This is a genomic window from Marinobacter fonticola (assembly GCF_008122265.1).
GTDB lineage: Bacteria > Pseudomonadota > Gammaproteobacteria > Pseudomonadales > Oleiphilaceae > Marinobacter_A > Marinobacter_A fonticola.
Genome location: NZ_CP043042.1, coordinates 1553884 through 1569663 on the forward strand (window position 1 = coordinate 1553884; position 15780 = coordinate 1569663).

The 15780-nt window shown below is 58.5% G+C and carries 12 protein-coding genes and 3 tRNA genes; 9 read left to right on the forward strand and 6 right to left on the reverse strand.

Annotated elements, in window-relative coordinates:
* Window positions 1–35: 35 nt before the first annotated feature.
* Window positions 36–242, reverse strand: coding sequence for a hypothetical protein (locus tag FXO11_RS06930; RefSeq protein ID WP_148862309.1), 207 nt, complete (start codon window positions 240–242; stop codon window positions 36–38).
* A gap of 430 nt (window positions 243–672) precedes the next feature.
* Between FXO11_RS06930 and FXO11_RS06935 the strand changes: the two genes are divergently transcribed.
* From FXO11_RS06935 to FXO11_RS06945, 3 genes are all read left to right on the forward strand, one after another.
* A tRNA-Val gene (locus FXO11_RS06935) sits at window positions 673–748 on the forward strand.
* A gap of 43 nt (window positions 749–791) precedes the next feature.
* Window positions 792–868, forward strand: a tRNA-Asp gene (locus tag FXO11_RS06940).
* 16 nt (window positions 869–884) lie between these two features.
* A tRNA-Val gene (locus tag FXO11_RS06945) sits at window positions 885–960 on the forward strand.
* A gap of 204 nt (window positions 961–1164) precedes the next feature.
* Here FXO11_RS06945 and FXO11_RS06950 read toward each other — a convergent pair.
* A complete protein-coding gene (locus FXO11_RS06950) occupies window positions 1165–2574 on the reverse strand; it encodes a 3-oxoacyl-ACP reductase (RefSeq protein ID WP_148862310.1) in 1410 nt (469 codons plus the stop codon).
* Window positions 2575–2966: 392 nt separating this feature from the next.
* Between FXO11_RS06950 and FXO11_RS06955 the strand changes: the two genes are divergently transcribed.
* Window positions 2967–4289 (forward strand): acetyl-CoA C-acetyltransferase, encoded by a 1323-nt coding sequence (locus FXO11_RS06955; RefSeq protein ID WP_148862311.1) that lies wholly within the window; start codon window positions 2967–2969, stop codon window positions 4287–4289.
* 130 nt (window positions 4290–4419) lie between these two features.
* Here the strand turns inward: FXO11_RS06955 and FXO11_RS06960 are convergent, their stop codons facing one another.
* Window positions 4420–5424 (reverse strand): hypothetical protein, encoded by a 1005-nt coding sequence (locus FXO11_RS06960; protein WP_148862312.1) that lies wholly within the window; start codon window positions 5422–5424, stop codon window positions 4420–4422.
* 285 nt (window positions 5425–5709) lie between these two features.
* Between FXO11_RS06960 and trhA the strand changes: the two genes are divergently transcribed.
* From trhA to FXO11_RS06975, 3 genes are all read left to right on the forward strand, one after another.
* Window positions 5710–6390, forward strand: coding sequence for a PAQR family membrane homeostasis protein TrhA (gene trhA, locus FXO11_RS06965; protein ID WP_148862313.1), 681 nt, complete (start codon window positions 5710–5712; stop codon window positions 6388–6390).
* A gap of 194 nt (window positions 6391–6584) precedes the next feature.
* Window positions 6585–8318, forward strand: coding sequence for an autotransporter assembly complex protein TamA (locus FXO11_RS06970; protein WP_455025020.1), 1734 nt, complete (start codon window positions 6585–6587; stop codon window positions 8316–8318).
* Window positions 8315–11992 carry a translocation/assembly module TamB domain-containing protein gene (locus FXO11_RS06975; protein ID WP_148862314.1) on the forward strand — a complete coding sequence of 1226 codons (3678 nt, stop codon included), beginning with the start codon at window positions 8315–8317 and terminating at the stop codon, window positions 11990–11992. The genes FXO11_RS06970 and FXO11_RS06975 overlap by 4 nt, the downstream gene beginning before the upstream one ends.
* 79 nt (window positions 11993–12071) lie before the next feature.
* On the opposite strand, the gene FXO11_RS06980 is transcribed toward FXO11_RS06975, so the two are convergent.
* Complete coding sequence (locus FXO11_RS06980; protein ID WP_168203133.1) at window positions 12072–12773, reverse strand: SIMPL domain-containing protein; 702 nt, start codon at window positions 12771–12773, stop codon at window positions 12072–12074.
* A gap of 152 nt (window positions 12774–12925) precedes the next feature.
* Between FXO11_RS06980 and FXO11_RS06985 the strand changes: the two genes are divergently transcribed.
* Window positions 12926–13129, forward strand: a complete 204-nt coding sequence (locus tag FXO11_RS06985; protein ID WP_148862315.1) for a hypothetical protein — start codon at window positions 12926–12928, stop codon at window positions 13127–13129.
* A gap of 49 nt (window positions 13130–13178) precedes the next feature.
* On the opposite strand, the gene FXO11_RS06990 is transcribed toward FXO11_RS06985, so the two are convergent.
* Window positions 13179–13895 (reverse strand): gamma-glutamyl-gamma-aminobutyrate hydrolase family protein, encoded by a 717-nt coding sequence (locus FXO11_RS06990; RefSeq protein WP_148862316.1) that lies wholly within the window; start codon window positions 13893–13895, stop codon window positions 13179–13181.
* Window positions 13871–14869 carry an amidoligase family protein gene (locus FXO11_RS06995; protein ID WP_148862317.1) on the reverse strand — a complete coding sequence of 333 codons (999 nt, stop codon included), beginning with the start codon at window positions 14867–14869 and terminating at the stop codon, window positions 13871–13873. Before FXO11_RS06995 ends, FXO11_RS06990 begins: the two co-directional genes overlap by 25 nt.
* A 259-nt stretch (window positions 14870–15128) precedes the next feature.
* Here FXO11_RS06995 and FXO11_RS07000 point away from each other — a divergent pair, with 259 nt between their 5' ends.
* Window positions 15129–15590: a DUF6231 family protein gene (locus tag FXO11_RS07000; RefSeq protein WP_148862318.1), complete on the forward strand. Its 462-nt coding sequence runs from the start codon at window positions 15129–15131 to the stop codon at window positions 15588–15590.
* Window positions 15591–15780: the final 190 nt, after the last annotated feature.

Here is a 15780-nt window from a genome sequence, read left to right on the forward strand (position 1 = left end):
ACAATAACAATGGGAACACCATGTCACTCAGGGATTCAGTTGAGGGAACGTTTAGTTGGGCGCGGCAGCGCCTGACAAAAATAGGTACGCGCTATCTGGCGATGTTGGACGAGCAGGTTGAAACCATTCAGCACAGGCTGGACGACATCAATCAGCGCCTGGCTGAAGAAACCGTACCGGAAGAGCGAAAATCCAGAGTAGGGCGTCTCGCGCTCGAGCGTAAAGCGGCTTCCGTAGCGCACATGGCCAGCTCCGTCGTACGCTCGAGAACGCGTAGGACCGCGCCTGGAGCACCGGAGTCGAAGCGGCCGGCGGCCGAGACCACAGGTGCGGCCAAGAACAACAATGAAAACAAAGGCGCGACAGACAAGCGCGGTAAAAACAGCAGCGTCAGGCAGAAGGCTGCTCGCTCTGGGACGCAGCCCAAGCGTTCACCCGCGGCCGGTGAATCGACGGCACGACGGTCTCGTAAATCTACCGGTAAACCATCCCAGTCTTGACCCTGCCAGATTTAAAAACTGGGGGAGTGTGCGCAAATTAACCAATTGAGTTCTGTTCGAAATTTTCCTCGAAAAATATTTGACAGGCTCACTCAAATGCTTAAAATGCGCGTCTCATCTGGATGACACAGCCAACGCTAAACGGCAAATGTCTGTGTTTTCCGCGCTGATTGGGTGGTTAGCTCAGCTGGGAGAGCATCGCCCTTACAAGGCGAGGGTCACTGGTTCGATCCCAGTACCACCCACCAATTCAGCGCCAGTCGGTACCCCACCGACAGCGGGATGATAAGCGGAGCGGTAGTTCAGCTGGTTAGAATACCGGCCTGTCACGCCGGGGGTCGCGGGTTCGAGTCCCGTCCGCTCCGCCATTTTTTTCTTCTTCCGGGGTGGTTAGCTCAGCTGGGAGAGCATCGCCCTTACAAGGCGAGGGTCACTGGTTCGATCCCAGTACCACCCACCATTTCTGCAGTTTCCGCCAATTTTTCGCCTATCTGTACTCGCTTGCCTGAAGTGTTCCCTATCGTTATCGGCAATAACCGCTACCCACTATTCTCTATTTTTCTCTAGTTTCGCATTGCCTCTCCGACTGCGTTGTAGTCAGGTCGTGCATCTCGTCCGAGCGAAAATCCCCCGACCGAAGCCGGGGATGTTGGTGCGGACGGCTTTACTTGCCGACCAGTGACTGACCGCACACCCGCACGACATTTCCGGAAACGCCTGCGGACTGGGGATTGCAGTACCAGGCGATAGTTTCTGCCACGTCCACCGGAAGGCCGCCCTGAGATAGGCTGTTCATGCGCCGGCCGGCCTCGCGAATAGTGAGTGGCATCGCCGCTGTCATTTGCGTCTCGATAAAACCCGGTGCCACGGCATTGATCGTAATACCGTTTTTCAGCGAGCGTGCCATGGCTTCAACATAGCCAATGACGCCGCTTTTCGAGGTGGAATAATTGGTCTGGCCAAAGTTACCGGCGATGCCGCTGATGGAGGATACGCAGACGATGCGTCCGTTCTCACGAATCAGCTTGCGCTTGAGCAATTCTTCGTCGATCAGCTCCTCGGCGGTCAGGTTGACGGCGATTGCCATATCCCAGAAATGCTCGGGCATGTTGCCCAGAGTCTTGTCCCGGGTCACCCCTGCGTTATGAACGATCAGGTCGATGCCGTTGCCCATGTCTTCGATAAATTCGGCGATCAGCTTGGGCGCGTTGGGTTCGGTAATGTCGCAGGCCAGCGGCTGCCCCCCAATGCGCCTAGCAACGGTCCCCAGGTCGGTCATCGCCGCCGGGATGTCCAGCGCTATCACGGTCGCACCGTCCCGGGCCAGGGTTTCGGCAATGGACGCGCCAATACCGCGTGAGGCACCGGTGACCAGGGCCACTTTGCCAGCCAGGGGGGCGACCGGGTTTGTGGCATTGTTGCCTGTTTCCGCCTTACCAATCTTGACCACTTGGCCGGAGACATAGGCTGAGCGAGGAGACAGGAAGAAGCGAACGCTGGAATCGATTCGTTCCTCGGCGTTCGGGGCGATCCAGATCAGATTGGCGGTGGCGCCTTTCTTGCCGATCTCCTTGCCAATACTGCGCACGAACCCTTCCAGCGCTTGCTGTGAGGCCGCGTGAGCGGGCTTACGACAGGTGTGAGGGTCCTGGCCGATCACCAGGACGCGGCTGTTCCTGCCGAGCTTTCGGATTACGGGATGGAAGAAATCGTAGAGAGAACGGAGCTCTGTCGTGTTCTTGATACCGCTAGCATCGAATATCAGTGCCGAGAATGTCCGCTCGATGTTGCCGGCAATATCCAGCGGCTTGGCTTTGCTGCCCGCCTTGGCAGAATCGATCAGACGCTCCGCACCCGAGGCATGAAATACGCGCGCGGGACTGGCGCCAACAAGGCTGCCCAAAGTCTGGATGGCGCGCGCGCCCTCGGCGGCGCCTATTAGAATGTCGCCTTCGATGAAAGGCTGATCTGTGCGCTGCCAACGTTTCAGCACCACCGGCGCAGGCAGGCCCAGGGTGTTGGCGGCGGATTTGCCGACCGGCGTATTGACGAGCTTGAAGTAAAGGTCTGACATAGTGGTTTCCTTGCTTGTTATAAGCATCGCAAAGTTAGCGAGCCGCTGAATAGATCTTAGTACCCGTCGAGCCCTTGCCAAGCGTCGTAAAGCGTCTAATACACGGTGTCTCGGGGCTTGCCCTATGGACCGTTCAGAGCGATGCTTGTCCGCGTTGCGGTATTTTTCAATGGCTACCGGAAGCACCTTGCCGAGCTGCGCCTCGATACAGGATCGCTCTGAACGCCGCACAAGTACAAAGAGTCCAATCAGGATCTCCCGGCTCATGGTATGGGAGCTGAGATCGTTTGAATTGACTTAACGCTCTGGGGCCGTTGTCAGGCCTGCCAATGAGCGCTGGACCGGCCACGCTAGACTGCCGGACATTCCCCTTCGAATGACAGGATAACCTCATGGCACAGACAAACAATTCCGGCGCGCAAAAAGCCGGCGGCCCATCGGCGCAACAGGTGAAGCGCGTTGCCATCATCGGCGGTAACCGCCTCCCGTTTGCCCGTTCCAATACGGCTTATAGCAAACTGAGTAACCAGGAGCTGCTGACTGCGACGCTGCGTGGACTGGTCGACCGGTATGGTCTGGAAGGCAAGCGTATGGGAGAAGTCGCTGCTGGCGCCGTGATCAAACATTCACGAGACTTCAACCTGACCCGGGAATCGGTCATCAGCTGCGGCCTTGCGCCGGAAACGCCGGCCTACGACGTTCAGCAGGCCTGTGGTACTGGGCTGGAGGCCGCCATATTGGTCGCCAACAAGATCGCTCTGGGGCAGATCGAATGTGGCATTGCCGGTGGCACGGACACCACCTCTGACGCGCCGATCGGAGTCGGCGAGGGGTTGCGCGAAATTTTGCTGGACCTGAACCGTGCCAAAACCCATACCGAGCGGCTGAAAATTCTGGGACGTTTCCGGCCCAGCCATCTGGTCCCGGAATTTCCCGAGAATGGAGAGCCCCGCACCGGCATGTCCATGGGCGAGCACTGCCAGATCACCGCGCATGAGTGGAAAATACCGCGTGAAGACCAGGATTTACTGGCTTATGAAAGCCATCAGAAGCTGGCTGCGGCCTATCAGGAGGGCTTCTTCGAGGATTTGGTGACGCCGCTGGCTGGGCTGGAAAAAGACAACGTGCTGCGTCCGGAAACCACCTTGGAAAAGTTCGCCACGCTCAAGCCCGCCTTCGATCGTGAGAACGGCACCATGACCGCTGCGAACAGCACCGCGCTGACCGACGGAGCGTCATGCGTTCTGCTGGCCAGTGAGGCGTGGGCCAAGGCGAACAATCTGGACATTCAGGCTTATCTGACATTCTCCGAAGTAGCCGCTGTCGATTTCGTCGATAAACGGGAAGGGCTGTTGATGGCGCCTGCCTATGCAGTACCGCGCATGCTCGATCGTGCGGGCATAACACTGCAGGACTTCGACCTTTACGAAATCCATGAAGCCTTTGCCGCCCAAGTTCTCTCTACGCTGAAAGCTTGGGAGGATCCGACATTTTGCAAGCAGCGCCTGGGCCTGGATAAACCGTTAGGCAGCATCGATCGCGCCAAGCTGAACCTCAAGGGCAGCAGCCTGGCCACCGGCCATCCCTTCGCCGCCACCGGCGGACGCATTATCGCTACCTTGGCCAAGCAGTTGCAGCAGCGGGGGAGCGGTCGTGGCCTGATCTCTATCTGTGCAGCCGGTGGGCAGGGTGTCACGGCGATTCTGGAGCGCTAGTTGCTCTCGCGCGGATGTCGAGTGGAGATAAAGAGTGTAGATACAGCTTCAGCGTTGACGGGCCCGTACGGGCCCGGATAGCTTTCGCCGAAAAGCGAGTGGTTTAGTAAGCGATTGATCGGGATGACTATTAAAGCTCCTGGCGCCAACGCTTGATTTCGAGCTGCTTTTTGATGGCTTCGATGATTTCGTTGACCACCTGGATAACCTGACGCTCGCTTTCGGTGGTTTCCTGTCCTTCCGCGGTTTCCTGGAGGAAGGTGGAGACCAGGTCGTCGATAAAGGCATGGTTTCGGGCGGATGCCAGGTCGTCGAGAATCTGATGGATCACTTGCGCGACGATATCGCCGACAGCCTCCTCCAGGGTTTCGGTAATCTGCGGGCCCAGCATGGGGACTTGGCGTAGCCGGCTGAGCTCGACGTTCTGACTGAGTGCTTCATCGACGCAGCTTTCCAGGTAATGGCGTAAGGCGCCGCGGTTGGGAATGTAACCGGTTCGGGCGGCCTCGGCGACTTTCTCCGACAGCCATTGGGTCAACAGGTCGCGGCGGGGGAGCAAGATCTCGTTTTGAATATTATGAATCAACGGCGAGCCATGGGTCATTTCCGCCTGCGCCCCGGACAGCACCTTGATCACGATACGGTCGGAGAGTTCTTCCAGGAAAGCCTCGTAGTAAAATTTGAGAAACTTGTAGACCCGCGTCTTGGTAAAGTCGATGACCTGATACTTGTGCAGGCGATAAACGATCGAGATAACCCGCAGAACACGTAAGAAGCGATAGGAGCCGACCGGAATACAGCCCAGTAGGTCGTACCAGTGGATAAACGGATAAAAATACCAGCGCTGATAAACCCGGATGCGAATAGCATCAATCCAGCGCACGACGAACTCGCTCAAAAAGATACTGACGAAGATTAGGTCATAGAAGAAGAAGTTGCGGTGGATGGGCTGGTAAAACTCGGCGAACGGCGCTGCATAGGCAAACAGCAACTCGTTGATGGCTTCGATAGCGTAAAGTGAGTCGAATATAATCCAGGCGATATTAAGGAATAGCAGCCCCAACATCAGGAAATCGACAATAAACCAGATCAGTTGATGACTACTGCGAAGGTTTGCCCGGTTGATTGTAAACATGCGCCTCGCCTGGCTGGTCCTTTATCACGAATGTCGGTTTGACACGCGTACGTCGGACATAAGCCTACCATCGGGCGAACCCGATTGGGGAATTACGAGCCCCGAAGAGGTCGAGGATCTTGAAATCGCGGGCCTATTTTCTCGTCGTCTCGCACTACTGTAGCCGAGGCGGGCATAAAGCTCCATGCTGCCCAAACAGATATCGGCTGCTTTGACATCGGATTATTTCAGCGTACAGTTGTAAGCTGAAATTTGACGCTGGAATACTAAAATTCTGGAGGGCACTTGAGCCGTAAACCACACGCATCCTTTAACGGCGACGTTGCACAGGAATACCCGGTCGTGGAGGAGTGGCTGAATTGGATCACCCACGGGCTGGCGGCCTTATTCAGTATTGCCGGCATGGTGGTTCTGATCGTTCTAGCCAGCTTGGCGGCGGACCCTTGGAAAATCGTCAGTTTTAGCATCTATGGCGCGAGCATGACGTTGCTGTTCCTGGCATCGACGCTTTATCACAGTGCCAAGCAACCCCGTTTGCGCCAGATCTTCAAGATGTTGGATCACTGCGCCATCTTCGTGCTGATCGCCGGAACCTATACGCCGTTCCTGTTGGTGAATATGAGGGGTGCCGTTGGCTGGACGCTGTTCGGCGTGATCTGGGGCTTGGCGGCGGCAGGAATTACGCTGAAACTGGTATTTGGTCATCGCTTTCAAGCGCTGCAGATTAGTATCTATCTGTTTATGGGCTGGATGATCGTCTTCGCCTCGGCTGAACTGGCGGCGAGCCTCAACAGTGTGGGACTGTGGCTGGTGATAGCCGGTGGGATAACTTACACCTTGGGCGTTATCTTCTATCTAATCCAAAGGATTCCGTTCAATCACGCCATCTGGCATCTGTTTGTCGTCGGTGGCGGTGCCTGCCATTTTTTCGCCATCTACTACGGTGTCCTATACGGGCAGTTGTAGCCCCACCCTTGCCGGAACCTCTGGGGAAAATCCTCTGTCGGCTTTTGAATGGACCGTCAAAATATCCAAACGTAACGAAGTATCCTAACGTAATGAATGGCGGTACCCTGATGTAATCTTGCTATCGGGCATGGACGCCTGATTTTCTGTAGCATACGCCTGGTCGGTGGTCTCGGGACGAAGAGGTTTTGACGATCAGAACAATACGCCTTCTCGCGCTATTTGGCATTCTGTTAACGGCCGTTGTATCAACCTCCCTGGCGCATGCTGCGGGGCAGGTCGTTGTTCGTGTGCAGGGGGATTATCCTGCGTTACAGGAGAACGCCACTAACTTTGTCGGCACTGTCGAAGACCGCTCCGCTGCCAGTCTTCGTCGCTATGAAAGCCATGCCGAATCCCAGGTGCGCGAGGCATTGCGCGCGCTCGGCTACTATTCGCCAGCCATACGCTCGCGCATCGAGGACGGCGAGCCCCCCACGCTGATTTTCGAGGTTGAGCCGGGGCAGCCGGTGAAGATTACCGAGCGCGTGGTGCGCATTGAGGGTCCAGCGTCGGAGGATCCCGAATTCGAAATCGGTGCCCTTTCGCAGATTGCGCCGGGCGAGGTGGTCAACCACGGTACCTACGAGTCGGTGCGTTCACGAATACGCAACCAGGCCAGAACTCTCGGTTATTTCCAGGGTGAGTTCACCGAACGCACATTGCGGGTCGACCCGGACGCGGGCACCGCGGAAGTTCGTCTCGTGTTCACTAGCGGACCACGCTACGCGTTCGGCGAAGTGTCGTTCGAAAGCGATGGCACTTTTGAGCACGAACTTCTGGAAGACTTTGTCGAAATCCAGCCCGGCGAACCCTATAGCGCGGACCGGGTGGCGGAGCTCGATAGCAACCTCTCCAACAGCGGCTATTTCGGCAGTGTGATTGTCGATGCCGCTTCCGAGCAGGCGCAGGACCTGCGGGTGCCGGTCAACGTTAGGCTTCGGGCGCGGGATCCACGCTCGGTGGCTGCGGGCGTCGGTTTCTCGACGGATGTGGGGCCACGATTCCGTGGCACCTGGACGGAGTACTGGATCAACTCCAGAGGGCACCGCCGAGGCGCAGAGACCGAGCTATCGGCTCCGCGCCAGAACGTCACCGCATATTACGAGCTGCCGCTCGACCCGCCCATGACCGACGCCCTTCGCTTTGCCGCCGGCTATCAGCGCGAGGATATCGAAGATGTGGAATCCGAGCGCCTGACCTTCGGCCAGCAATGGCGCCATCAAACCGTTAACGATTGGACGCGAATCGTTGGTCTGCGCTGGGAAGGCGAGCGTTATACCATCGGCGAAGAGGAGGGCGATAGTCAGCTGCTTCTGCCGAGCCTCGGTTACTCCAAGCTGGCGGTCGACTCTCCGCTGGACCCATCCCGTGGCTACCGATTGCAGCTGGATGTGACCGGCGCTCATCGCGGACTCCTCTCTACCGCCGATATCTTCCATGTCGTGGGTGTTGCCCGCGGTCTCGTTACCGTCGGCGATGGCCACCGGTTTCTTGGGCGTTTGCAGATAGGTGGCGTCGCCACCAACAACTTTGACGATGTGCCGCCTTCGCTGCGTTTCTTCGCGGGTGGGGATCAGAGCGTGAGGGGTTATGGCTACGAAACCTTGTCGCCGGAAGACGATGACGGCAACACCATAGGTGGGCGCTATCTCGTGGCGGGCAGTGTGGAGTACCAGTACCCGATCACCGACCAATGGCGCCTGGCGGCATTCTACGACCGAGGTAATGCGATCAATAGTCTGACCGATCCGCTAGCGACCGGTGTCGGCCTCGGGGTGCGCTGGGTAAGCCCCGTCGGGCCCCTACGATTGGATATTGCTAACGGCCTGGACGAGGACTTGGGCGGTAGCTGGCGGATCCACTTCTCCATGGGGCCGGAATTATGAAGCGCGTTCTGCTATGGATCCTCGGCAGTCTCGTCGCGCTGGTGTTGCTGGTGGTGTTGGGCCTCTACCTGCTTCTGCGCTCGGAAACCGGTACCGCGTGGTTGATCGACCAGGTGCCCGGCCTAACCGTTGAAGCAGGGCAGGGATCCGTCCTGGATCGATGGGCGGCCCAGTCTCTACGCTGGCAAGGCTTTGGCGTCATCGCGGAGATCGACGAACTCGTCTTCGAGTGGTCTCCCCAATGTCTTTTCCAGGGCCGGCTCTGTATCGACAAGCTGTTGGCAGAAAAGATCGATATCACGCTCGCGCCGGCTTCCGAGGAAACGACGGAGGACGAGCCTTTTCAGCTTCCGGACGTCAATTTGCCGGTGGGCCTGTCGGTGGGGGAAGTTCGGCTAGGCCCGCTCAGCGTGGACGATAGCGAAGTCTGGCAATCGTTGACCCTTTCTGTCGAAGCATCTGGCGCGGCCTGGAATGTCGCCACTCTGGATCTGGCGACTGAAACCGTGGACGTTGCTGCGCAGGGGCGTCTGGAGACTCGCGGGGACTGGCCGCTGAACCTGGACGTCGAGGTGGGCCTGCCGGCTCCGGAAGGCGAGTTGAACCTTGATCTGAACTTGGCGGGCAGCGCGCGCGACTTACGCTTGAAGGGCACCAGCTCGGGTTATCTCGATGCGCGTCTAAGTGCCGAGGCACAGCCTTTCGAACCCGGTATCCCTGCCGAGGTTCAACTCAGCAGCGAGCGCTTCGTGCCCCTCGCCAGCCTGCCTGAAACCTTGGTGCTGAATCAGTGGACGCTAGAGCTGGACGGCAATCTGGAGGACGGCTTTAAACTGAACACCCAGGCCAGCCTTCCGGGCACAGCGGGGCCCGTGGCGCTGGATTTGCGGGGCCGGGTGTATACCGACCGGGCGCGAAATATCCGCTTGCGTTTGACCGGTCCGGACCATACCGGCGCCTCTCCGCAAGCGGTCGAGCTGGCCGGCCAGGTGCAATGGCTTGAGACTCTCGCCGCCGAAGGGCAGCTCACGCTGAACCGTTTTCCCTGGTACAGCCTGTTGCCGGAGATGAGTGCGCCGCCGGTCCAATTGCAGACTTTGTCTGCCGACTTCAACTACGACAACGAGCGTTACAGCGCACATCTCGAAGGTCAGGCCGAAGGACCCGCGGGGCCCACCGACTTTGGGCTGGATGCCGAGGGCGACATGGCTCAAGTCACTGTCTCCAACGTGGCCGTCAACACGGGTGCCGGAGGGGTTAACGGCAAGGCGACCATCGACTTTGCAGACGTTTTGGCCTGGGATGGGGCGTTCCAGCTCAATCAATTCGACCCGGGGTATTGGGTTCCGGCGCTGCAAGGCGCGCTGAATGGCCGGATTTCGAGTGTCGGATCACTGCCGCCGTCCGGTCCGGAACTCACGGGTGATTGGGCGTTGACGGGGGAATGGCAAGGCAACCCGCTGGAAACGGAGGGCCACGTAGAGGGCGCCGAGAGCGCTTGGGTCTTAAAACCGTTCAATCTCAGTGTGGGCGAAAACCAAATCACGGCGTCTGGACGCTGGGCGGACCAGTTGCAGGCAGATTTCGAGCTGGCAATGCCCAAACTGGACCAGCTTTGGCCAGGACTGGTAGGACGTCTCAATGGCAAGGGCGCGGTTTCCGGGACCCTGGAGGCCCCCGCTGGCCAGTTGAACCTGACCGGTACGGACGTCGCCTGGCAAGATTTCATGCTGTCCCAACTGCAGCTTGAGGCCTCGGTTGAAGAGGGTGAGCGTCTCGATGCCAACCTCAGCACCCGTGGCGTGAGAGCCGGGGAGCAGGTTATCGGCGAGATCGATGTTGCCCTCAACGGCACCCGGGGCAGCCATCGTCTTAGCCTTGATCTCGATAACCCCGAAGTGCAGTTTCAGGCCGCGCTGGAAGGCGGGCTGGGCGATATCTGGTCAGGTGTCCTGGCTAGCGCACAGGTGCAATCCGCCGGTCAGTCATGGGCGTTGGATGATCCGGCGTCACTGGACTACACCGGCGCGGGACGTTTGACCCTGGGCGCGCATTGCTGGCGTTGGGAGGCCAGCAGTCTATGTGCTGAAGATCAAGTGCTGCTGCCCACCCAGCAGATCAGCTATCGGCTGGACAGTTTCCCGGTAGACGCCTTGGCTGCTTTGTGGCCGGAAAACTTCCGTTGGCAGGCAAAAATTGACGGCAGTATCGACCTCACCCTCGACGAGAGCGGCCCTAACGGTCGTATCACTCTTGACGCCGGACCCGGACAGGTGGCTATTCTGCAGCAAGAGGACTGGCAGCGGATCGACTACGACGTCCTCTCGGCCGAGATCGGGCTCAAGCCCAACGACGCGACATTGGCGCTGGATTTCCAGGGTGGGCAACTGGGCCGGCTTGATGTCGATCTTGCCCTCGATCCGACCGATGACGACCGTACATTGCAGGGGACTTACGCGCTCTCCGGCCTCAACCTGGCGGTCGTCGAGCCGTTTGCCGGCCTGGAATCCATCAGCGGTACGATCAGCGGCGAGGGTGAACTGTCGGGGCCCTTATTGAATCCTGAGGTCTACGGTGTCGTCAGGCTGAATAACGGCCAGGTGCTGGATGCCGCCATTCCCATGCCCCTAGAGGATATCGACGTCGAGGTTAAGCTCAACGGCCGCCAAGCCAACATTGCCGGCACAGTGCGGCCGAATGACCGCAGCCAGGCAACGTTGGACGGCCAGGTCGATTGGAGCACGCAGACGCCGAGTTTTGCGCTCCAACTGAAAGGCGAGCGCCTGCCGCTACTGTATGAACCCTATGCCCAGTTGGAAATGTCGCCCAATCTGAGCCTGTCGCTGAAGGATCAGCAGCTTACGGTGAGCGGTCGCATCGAAGTGCCGCGCGGGCGGATTGAGGTCAGAGAGTTGCCGCCCCAAGCGGTATCCGTATCCGACGACGAGGTGATCGTCGGTACGGAGCAGGAGGTTGCATCCGGGCCACAGCTGTCCATGGATGTCACCGTTGTCGTGGGGCAGGACGAGGTGACCTTCGAGGGCTTCGGTGTCACCGGCGATCTCAAGGGGGAGCTGCGAATCGGCAACAATCTCGATACCCGAGGCGCCCTGCAACTGGTAGACGGCACCTACGAGGCTTACGGGCAGGAGCTGGAAATCCGGCGCGCACGGTTGCTGTTCGTGGGACCGATCAGCCAGCCGTATATCGATATCGAGGCGGTGCGCAGTGTGGACAATGTGGTTGCGGGGATTCGTCTTAGCGGCCCGGCGGCTGAGCCAGAGGCGGAGGTTTTCTCCGAGCCGTCCATGCCACAGCAGGAGGCGCTGTCCTATGTCATTCTCGGTCGCCCGTTACGCTCCAGTGGCGATCAGGGTCAGGTGGGGCAGGCGGCTCTGAGTCTGGGCCTGGCGAGAACCAATGACCTGACACGCGGTATTGGCGAAGAGTTCGGCATCAAGGATCTCAGGCTGGAAGCGGAAGGCTCGGGTGAAGATGCCAGTGTGGTAGCCAGCGGGTATATTACCGACGACCTTTCCGTGCGGTATGGGGTTGGCGTGTTCGACCCGATTACCACGGTTGCGTTGCGCTACGACCTCGGGCGCTATTTTTATCTGGAGGCGGCCAGTGGCCTGGCTGCCTCGCTGGATCTGTTCTATACCCGGGACTTTTAGGGGGCGGTTGCGGCACTAACCGGACAGCGCACTACTCGGTTTCCGCATCGCTCGATCTATGCACTACGCGATCTACGCATTACTCGATTTCAAAGGTCGCACTGACGGTCACGGTCACTTCCCGGTCCCCAATGGCCGTTACCGGTCCGGATTTACCCCGGGCTTCGGCCATCATCATTGGCGCCGGGTGACCGCCAAAACTGGTGGACAGCATTTTGACCTCCCCGCAAGCCTGATTCAGGCGCTTGGCGATGAACTCGCATTGCTCCCGTGCGTCGTCGATGGCTTTACCGAGCGCTTCACGCTCAAGCGCCTCTTCGTTGGCGTGGAAGAAGTTGCCCTCACTGATATGGTACTCAAGGCCACTGCTTTGGGCCGCCTGCAGCACGGGATTGAGCGAATCCAGCGCCGGCAGGGTGAAACTCACCGACTGCGAGGCAACGGCCCGTGAACGCGGCTGCTCCCCCTCCTTGGCCGGCGGAAGCTGCTGCGTGTAAAGGTTCAGCGTGGCGCTGTCGTAATCCTCCAGCTGATTGCGGTAAGCGCTGACAGCCTCTTCCCATTGAGCCATCTTGCCTTTGACCGCTTCGGTGGCGACCTGGGGGGTCTTGTCTTGCTCTCGGGCCGTGAATTGTAGACGGACACTGTCTGGGGTGTACTCCACCTTACCCTCTCCGGTCACACTGACCTCACCGGCAAGGGTTGTGGCCGGCATCAGGCTCAGAGCCAGCAATAAAGCGCCCGTAAAGCGTTGCTGACCATGGCGCAAATCAAATGACATAATACGATTCCTTGTCTAATTGATGTTTTAGGTCTATCTGTCGATAAAGGTCACTAAAAAAGTCCTGGATGCCGTAAGGTCGTCCGGATGTTAGAGGGGCCTTTGGGTGTTCGACTGAATTCATTGAGATTGGATTTAACGGAGTTAGTTTCATGCTGGTGCACGGGCAGCAAGTGCGTCTGACGCGCAGGGAACAGCAGGTTCTGTTGGAGCTGACGGGGCAAGACCCTGCTGGCATACGGACCCGTGAGGATCTTCGCCGCTACGCAGAAAAAAATCTCACCGCCGCCGAACAGGATGCGGAAACCCTCAAACAGTTGAAGGGGGTTCTTACCAAATACCTGACTGCGCTCTAGACGTCCTAAACTCTTGCGTTAAGGGACCCGAGCTTTCGGCTGCGAGCCTTCATAGCGCCGGTCCTTCGATATGACCGAGGCGATTGAGTTTGTGGGTCCGTACCGCCGCCACGAACTGCTCGAAGATGCGTCGATGCAGTGGATGGTAAAGCAGGTATTCCGGATGCCATTGCACACCTAACAGCCAATGTCCTTCCTCGCTTTCCACCGCCTGCACGAAATAATCGTTGTCCAGAGCGACCACCCGTAAGCCCCGTCCCAATCGTTTAATGGACTGACTGTGGATACGGTTGGCGCCGATGGTGGGTCCCAGCATGATTCGGCCCAGCAGACTATTGCGCACCAGGCGCACCGTCTGCAGCGGGAGGAGCAGCGGGCGGTGACGGGTATTGACCCGGAGTGGGGTTATATCCTGGCACAGCGAACCACCCCGGAAAATGTTGATGAGCTGCGCGCCGCGACAGATACCCAACACCGGAAGCCGATGAGCCTGAGCCTCTGTCAGCAGGCGCCAGTCGGTCTCGTCCCGAGTCCGGTCATAACGCGCACTGACTTCCGGTTCCTGGCCGTATCGGGAGGGATGGACGTGAGTGCCGCCGGACAAGACCAAACCGTCGAGCATGCTGACATCCACTTTCGATCCCGGGCGAATAAAGAGTGTTTTTGCGCCATAAATGCTCAGCCCAAAACGAATCAAGCGGTGAGTCAGACGCTGCCGGGCCGGGCCACTGATGCCTATGGTCAGGCCTGGTTCTGCTTCAGCCATTCGTCACAGCGATCCTTCCAGCTGGTCGTCAGATTCTTGAAGCTGAGCTTGCGGCTTTGCCGGTACTCTGCCATCAGATTTGTCAGCTTCTCGGGGTCTGTCGCAAGTTCTTCCACCACGACCCAGTCATTCCAGACGCTGGAGAAGTGCCACTTAGGATTGTCGATATCGCAGTCGGGCAGGCGGTAGTGCAGGGTGGGCCGGGCTTTGACCCTTTCGTCGTCCACGTACTCGCGCAACAGTGTTTCGTCCAGGTGCGCAAACAGCGGCAACAGGTCCAGGGCCCGATTGCGAGTCGGGTTATAATGCAGGTAATCACGCATCAACTGACTCTGGTCCGGCGCGTAATCCGGCTCCATGATCATGTCGACATAATCGTTGTGCCAAGGCTCGATGTAAGTGGTGAACTTGCGGCTGATGTCGATTTGGTGCCGAGCCTTGAGCCACTCGTAGAGCGCCGCGAATGCGCGGAAATAATTGACCAGGGTAGCCGGTTCCAGGTCTGGCAACTCCGGATTCAGTTGCATCCCGAAGGCATAAAGTAACGCTTCCCGACTACCCAGTGCGCCTGCTTCCCGCAAACTGTCGCATAGCTGCTCGACGGTCTCGAGTTCTGACAAGGGAAGGGGGGGAGTGATGATTTCCAGCGGTACGATGCGTTCAGCCGCGAAGTCGATCATCTCCATGGCATGCCCCCCGAGTTCGCGGATAGATTCCGGCAGGCGTTCGTCTTGCAGATCGAGGTCCTTAATCGGATCGGAGTCCAATTCGATGGTGTAGTCGCCCATCGCTGTCTTGATCTTGCTAACGTAGCGGGATTCGAGCCGGGCTTTACCCTCGAGGAGAGTAGCGGAAAGGCTGACAAGGTTGTCGTACGGCAGGCCGGAGATCTCGATCTCCACGCCGACGCGGCGCTCCTTGCCATCCCGGGTATTCCGGATAGTCGGCATCCGGCATGCCTGATCTTGACTCATGCGGTCTCCTTACTTGGTCGCAAATCAATCCCGCGCTACCGCTCGACGAGGCTGGATGTTTCGATAAAATCCTGGCAAGCGCTGTTTTTCGGGATTTTTTCGCTAGCACTGTTGTCCACTTTATCACAGAGAGCCGTCCTCACGATGAACAGTCGGCAACGATGTCTTGAAACCGGGCTGGGCGAGAGCCGAACAAGGGCGGTCGGCGGCGTGGCCTGTTAAACTGATTGGGCCATCAATGACTATCGGCCAGGACGCTATGCTCGAAAGAATCCTCAAACAGTTGCTGGGCGAATTCCATCCCAAACACTTGATTGTTGCCGGCGATACGGCGCGTAAGGTCGGACGGATCTGGACGGATCATGCCGACGCCCGGCTGTTGGATATGACGCAGGATCCGCTCTCGGTTCGGGAGCGGCTCACGGGCGTGGCCGATCTGGCGCTGGTGACCGGGCTCCTCGGCACGCTCTCTCATGAGGATGCGCGCCAATTCCTGGGCTGGCTGCGCAACGCCGGCGCGCGTCGAGTAGCGGTGAGCGTGGCGCCGGAAGACGACTGGTCATTCAACGAGATGATTGGCCTGGCCTTTCGCCGTTACTCATCCCTCGACGATGGTACGGTGGTCTACGCTTACGATATCGAGACCTACAACCGGCCCCGGGACTGGAACAATTCCAAGTATTGGGCCAACCCCGAGAACTGGGGCAAGTATCGTTGGTGATTAGGGCCAGATTCCCTGCTGCACCATGCCTGCAGACCAGCGCCTTGCCCAAAGCCTTCAGAAGCTCGCAGTAAGTCAGCGAATTAACCAAACAGCGCACTAGGTGCCTGGTCCGGCCTTGATAATTCTCAATGTTTTCATGACTCACCGAGTTAACGCAAACTATGGCGGCATTTTAAGAGAGCGCCGC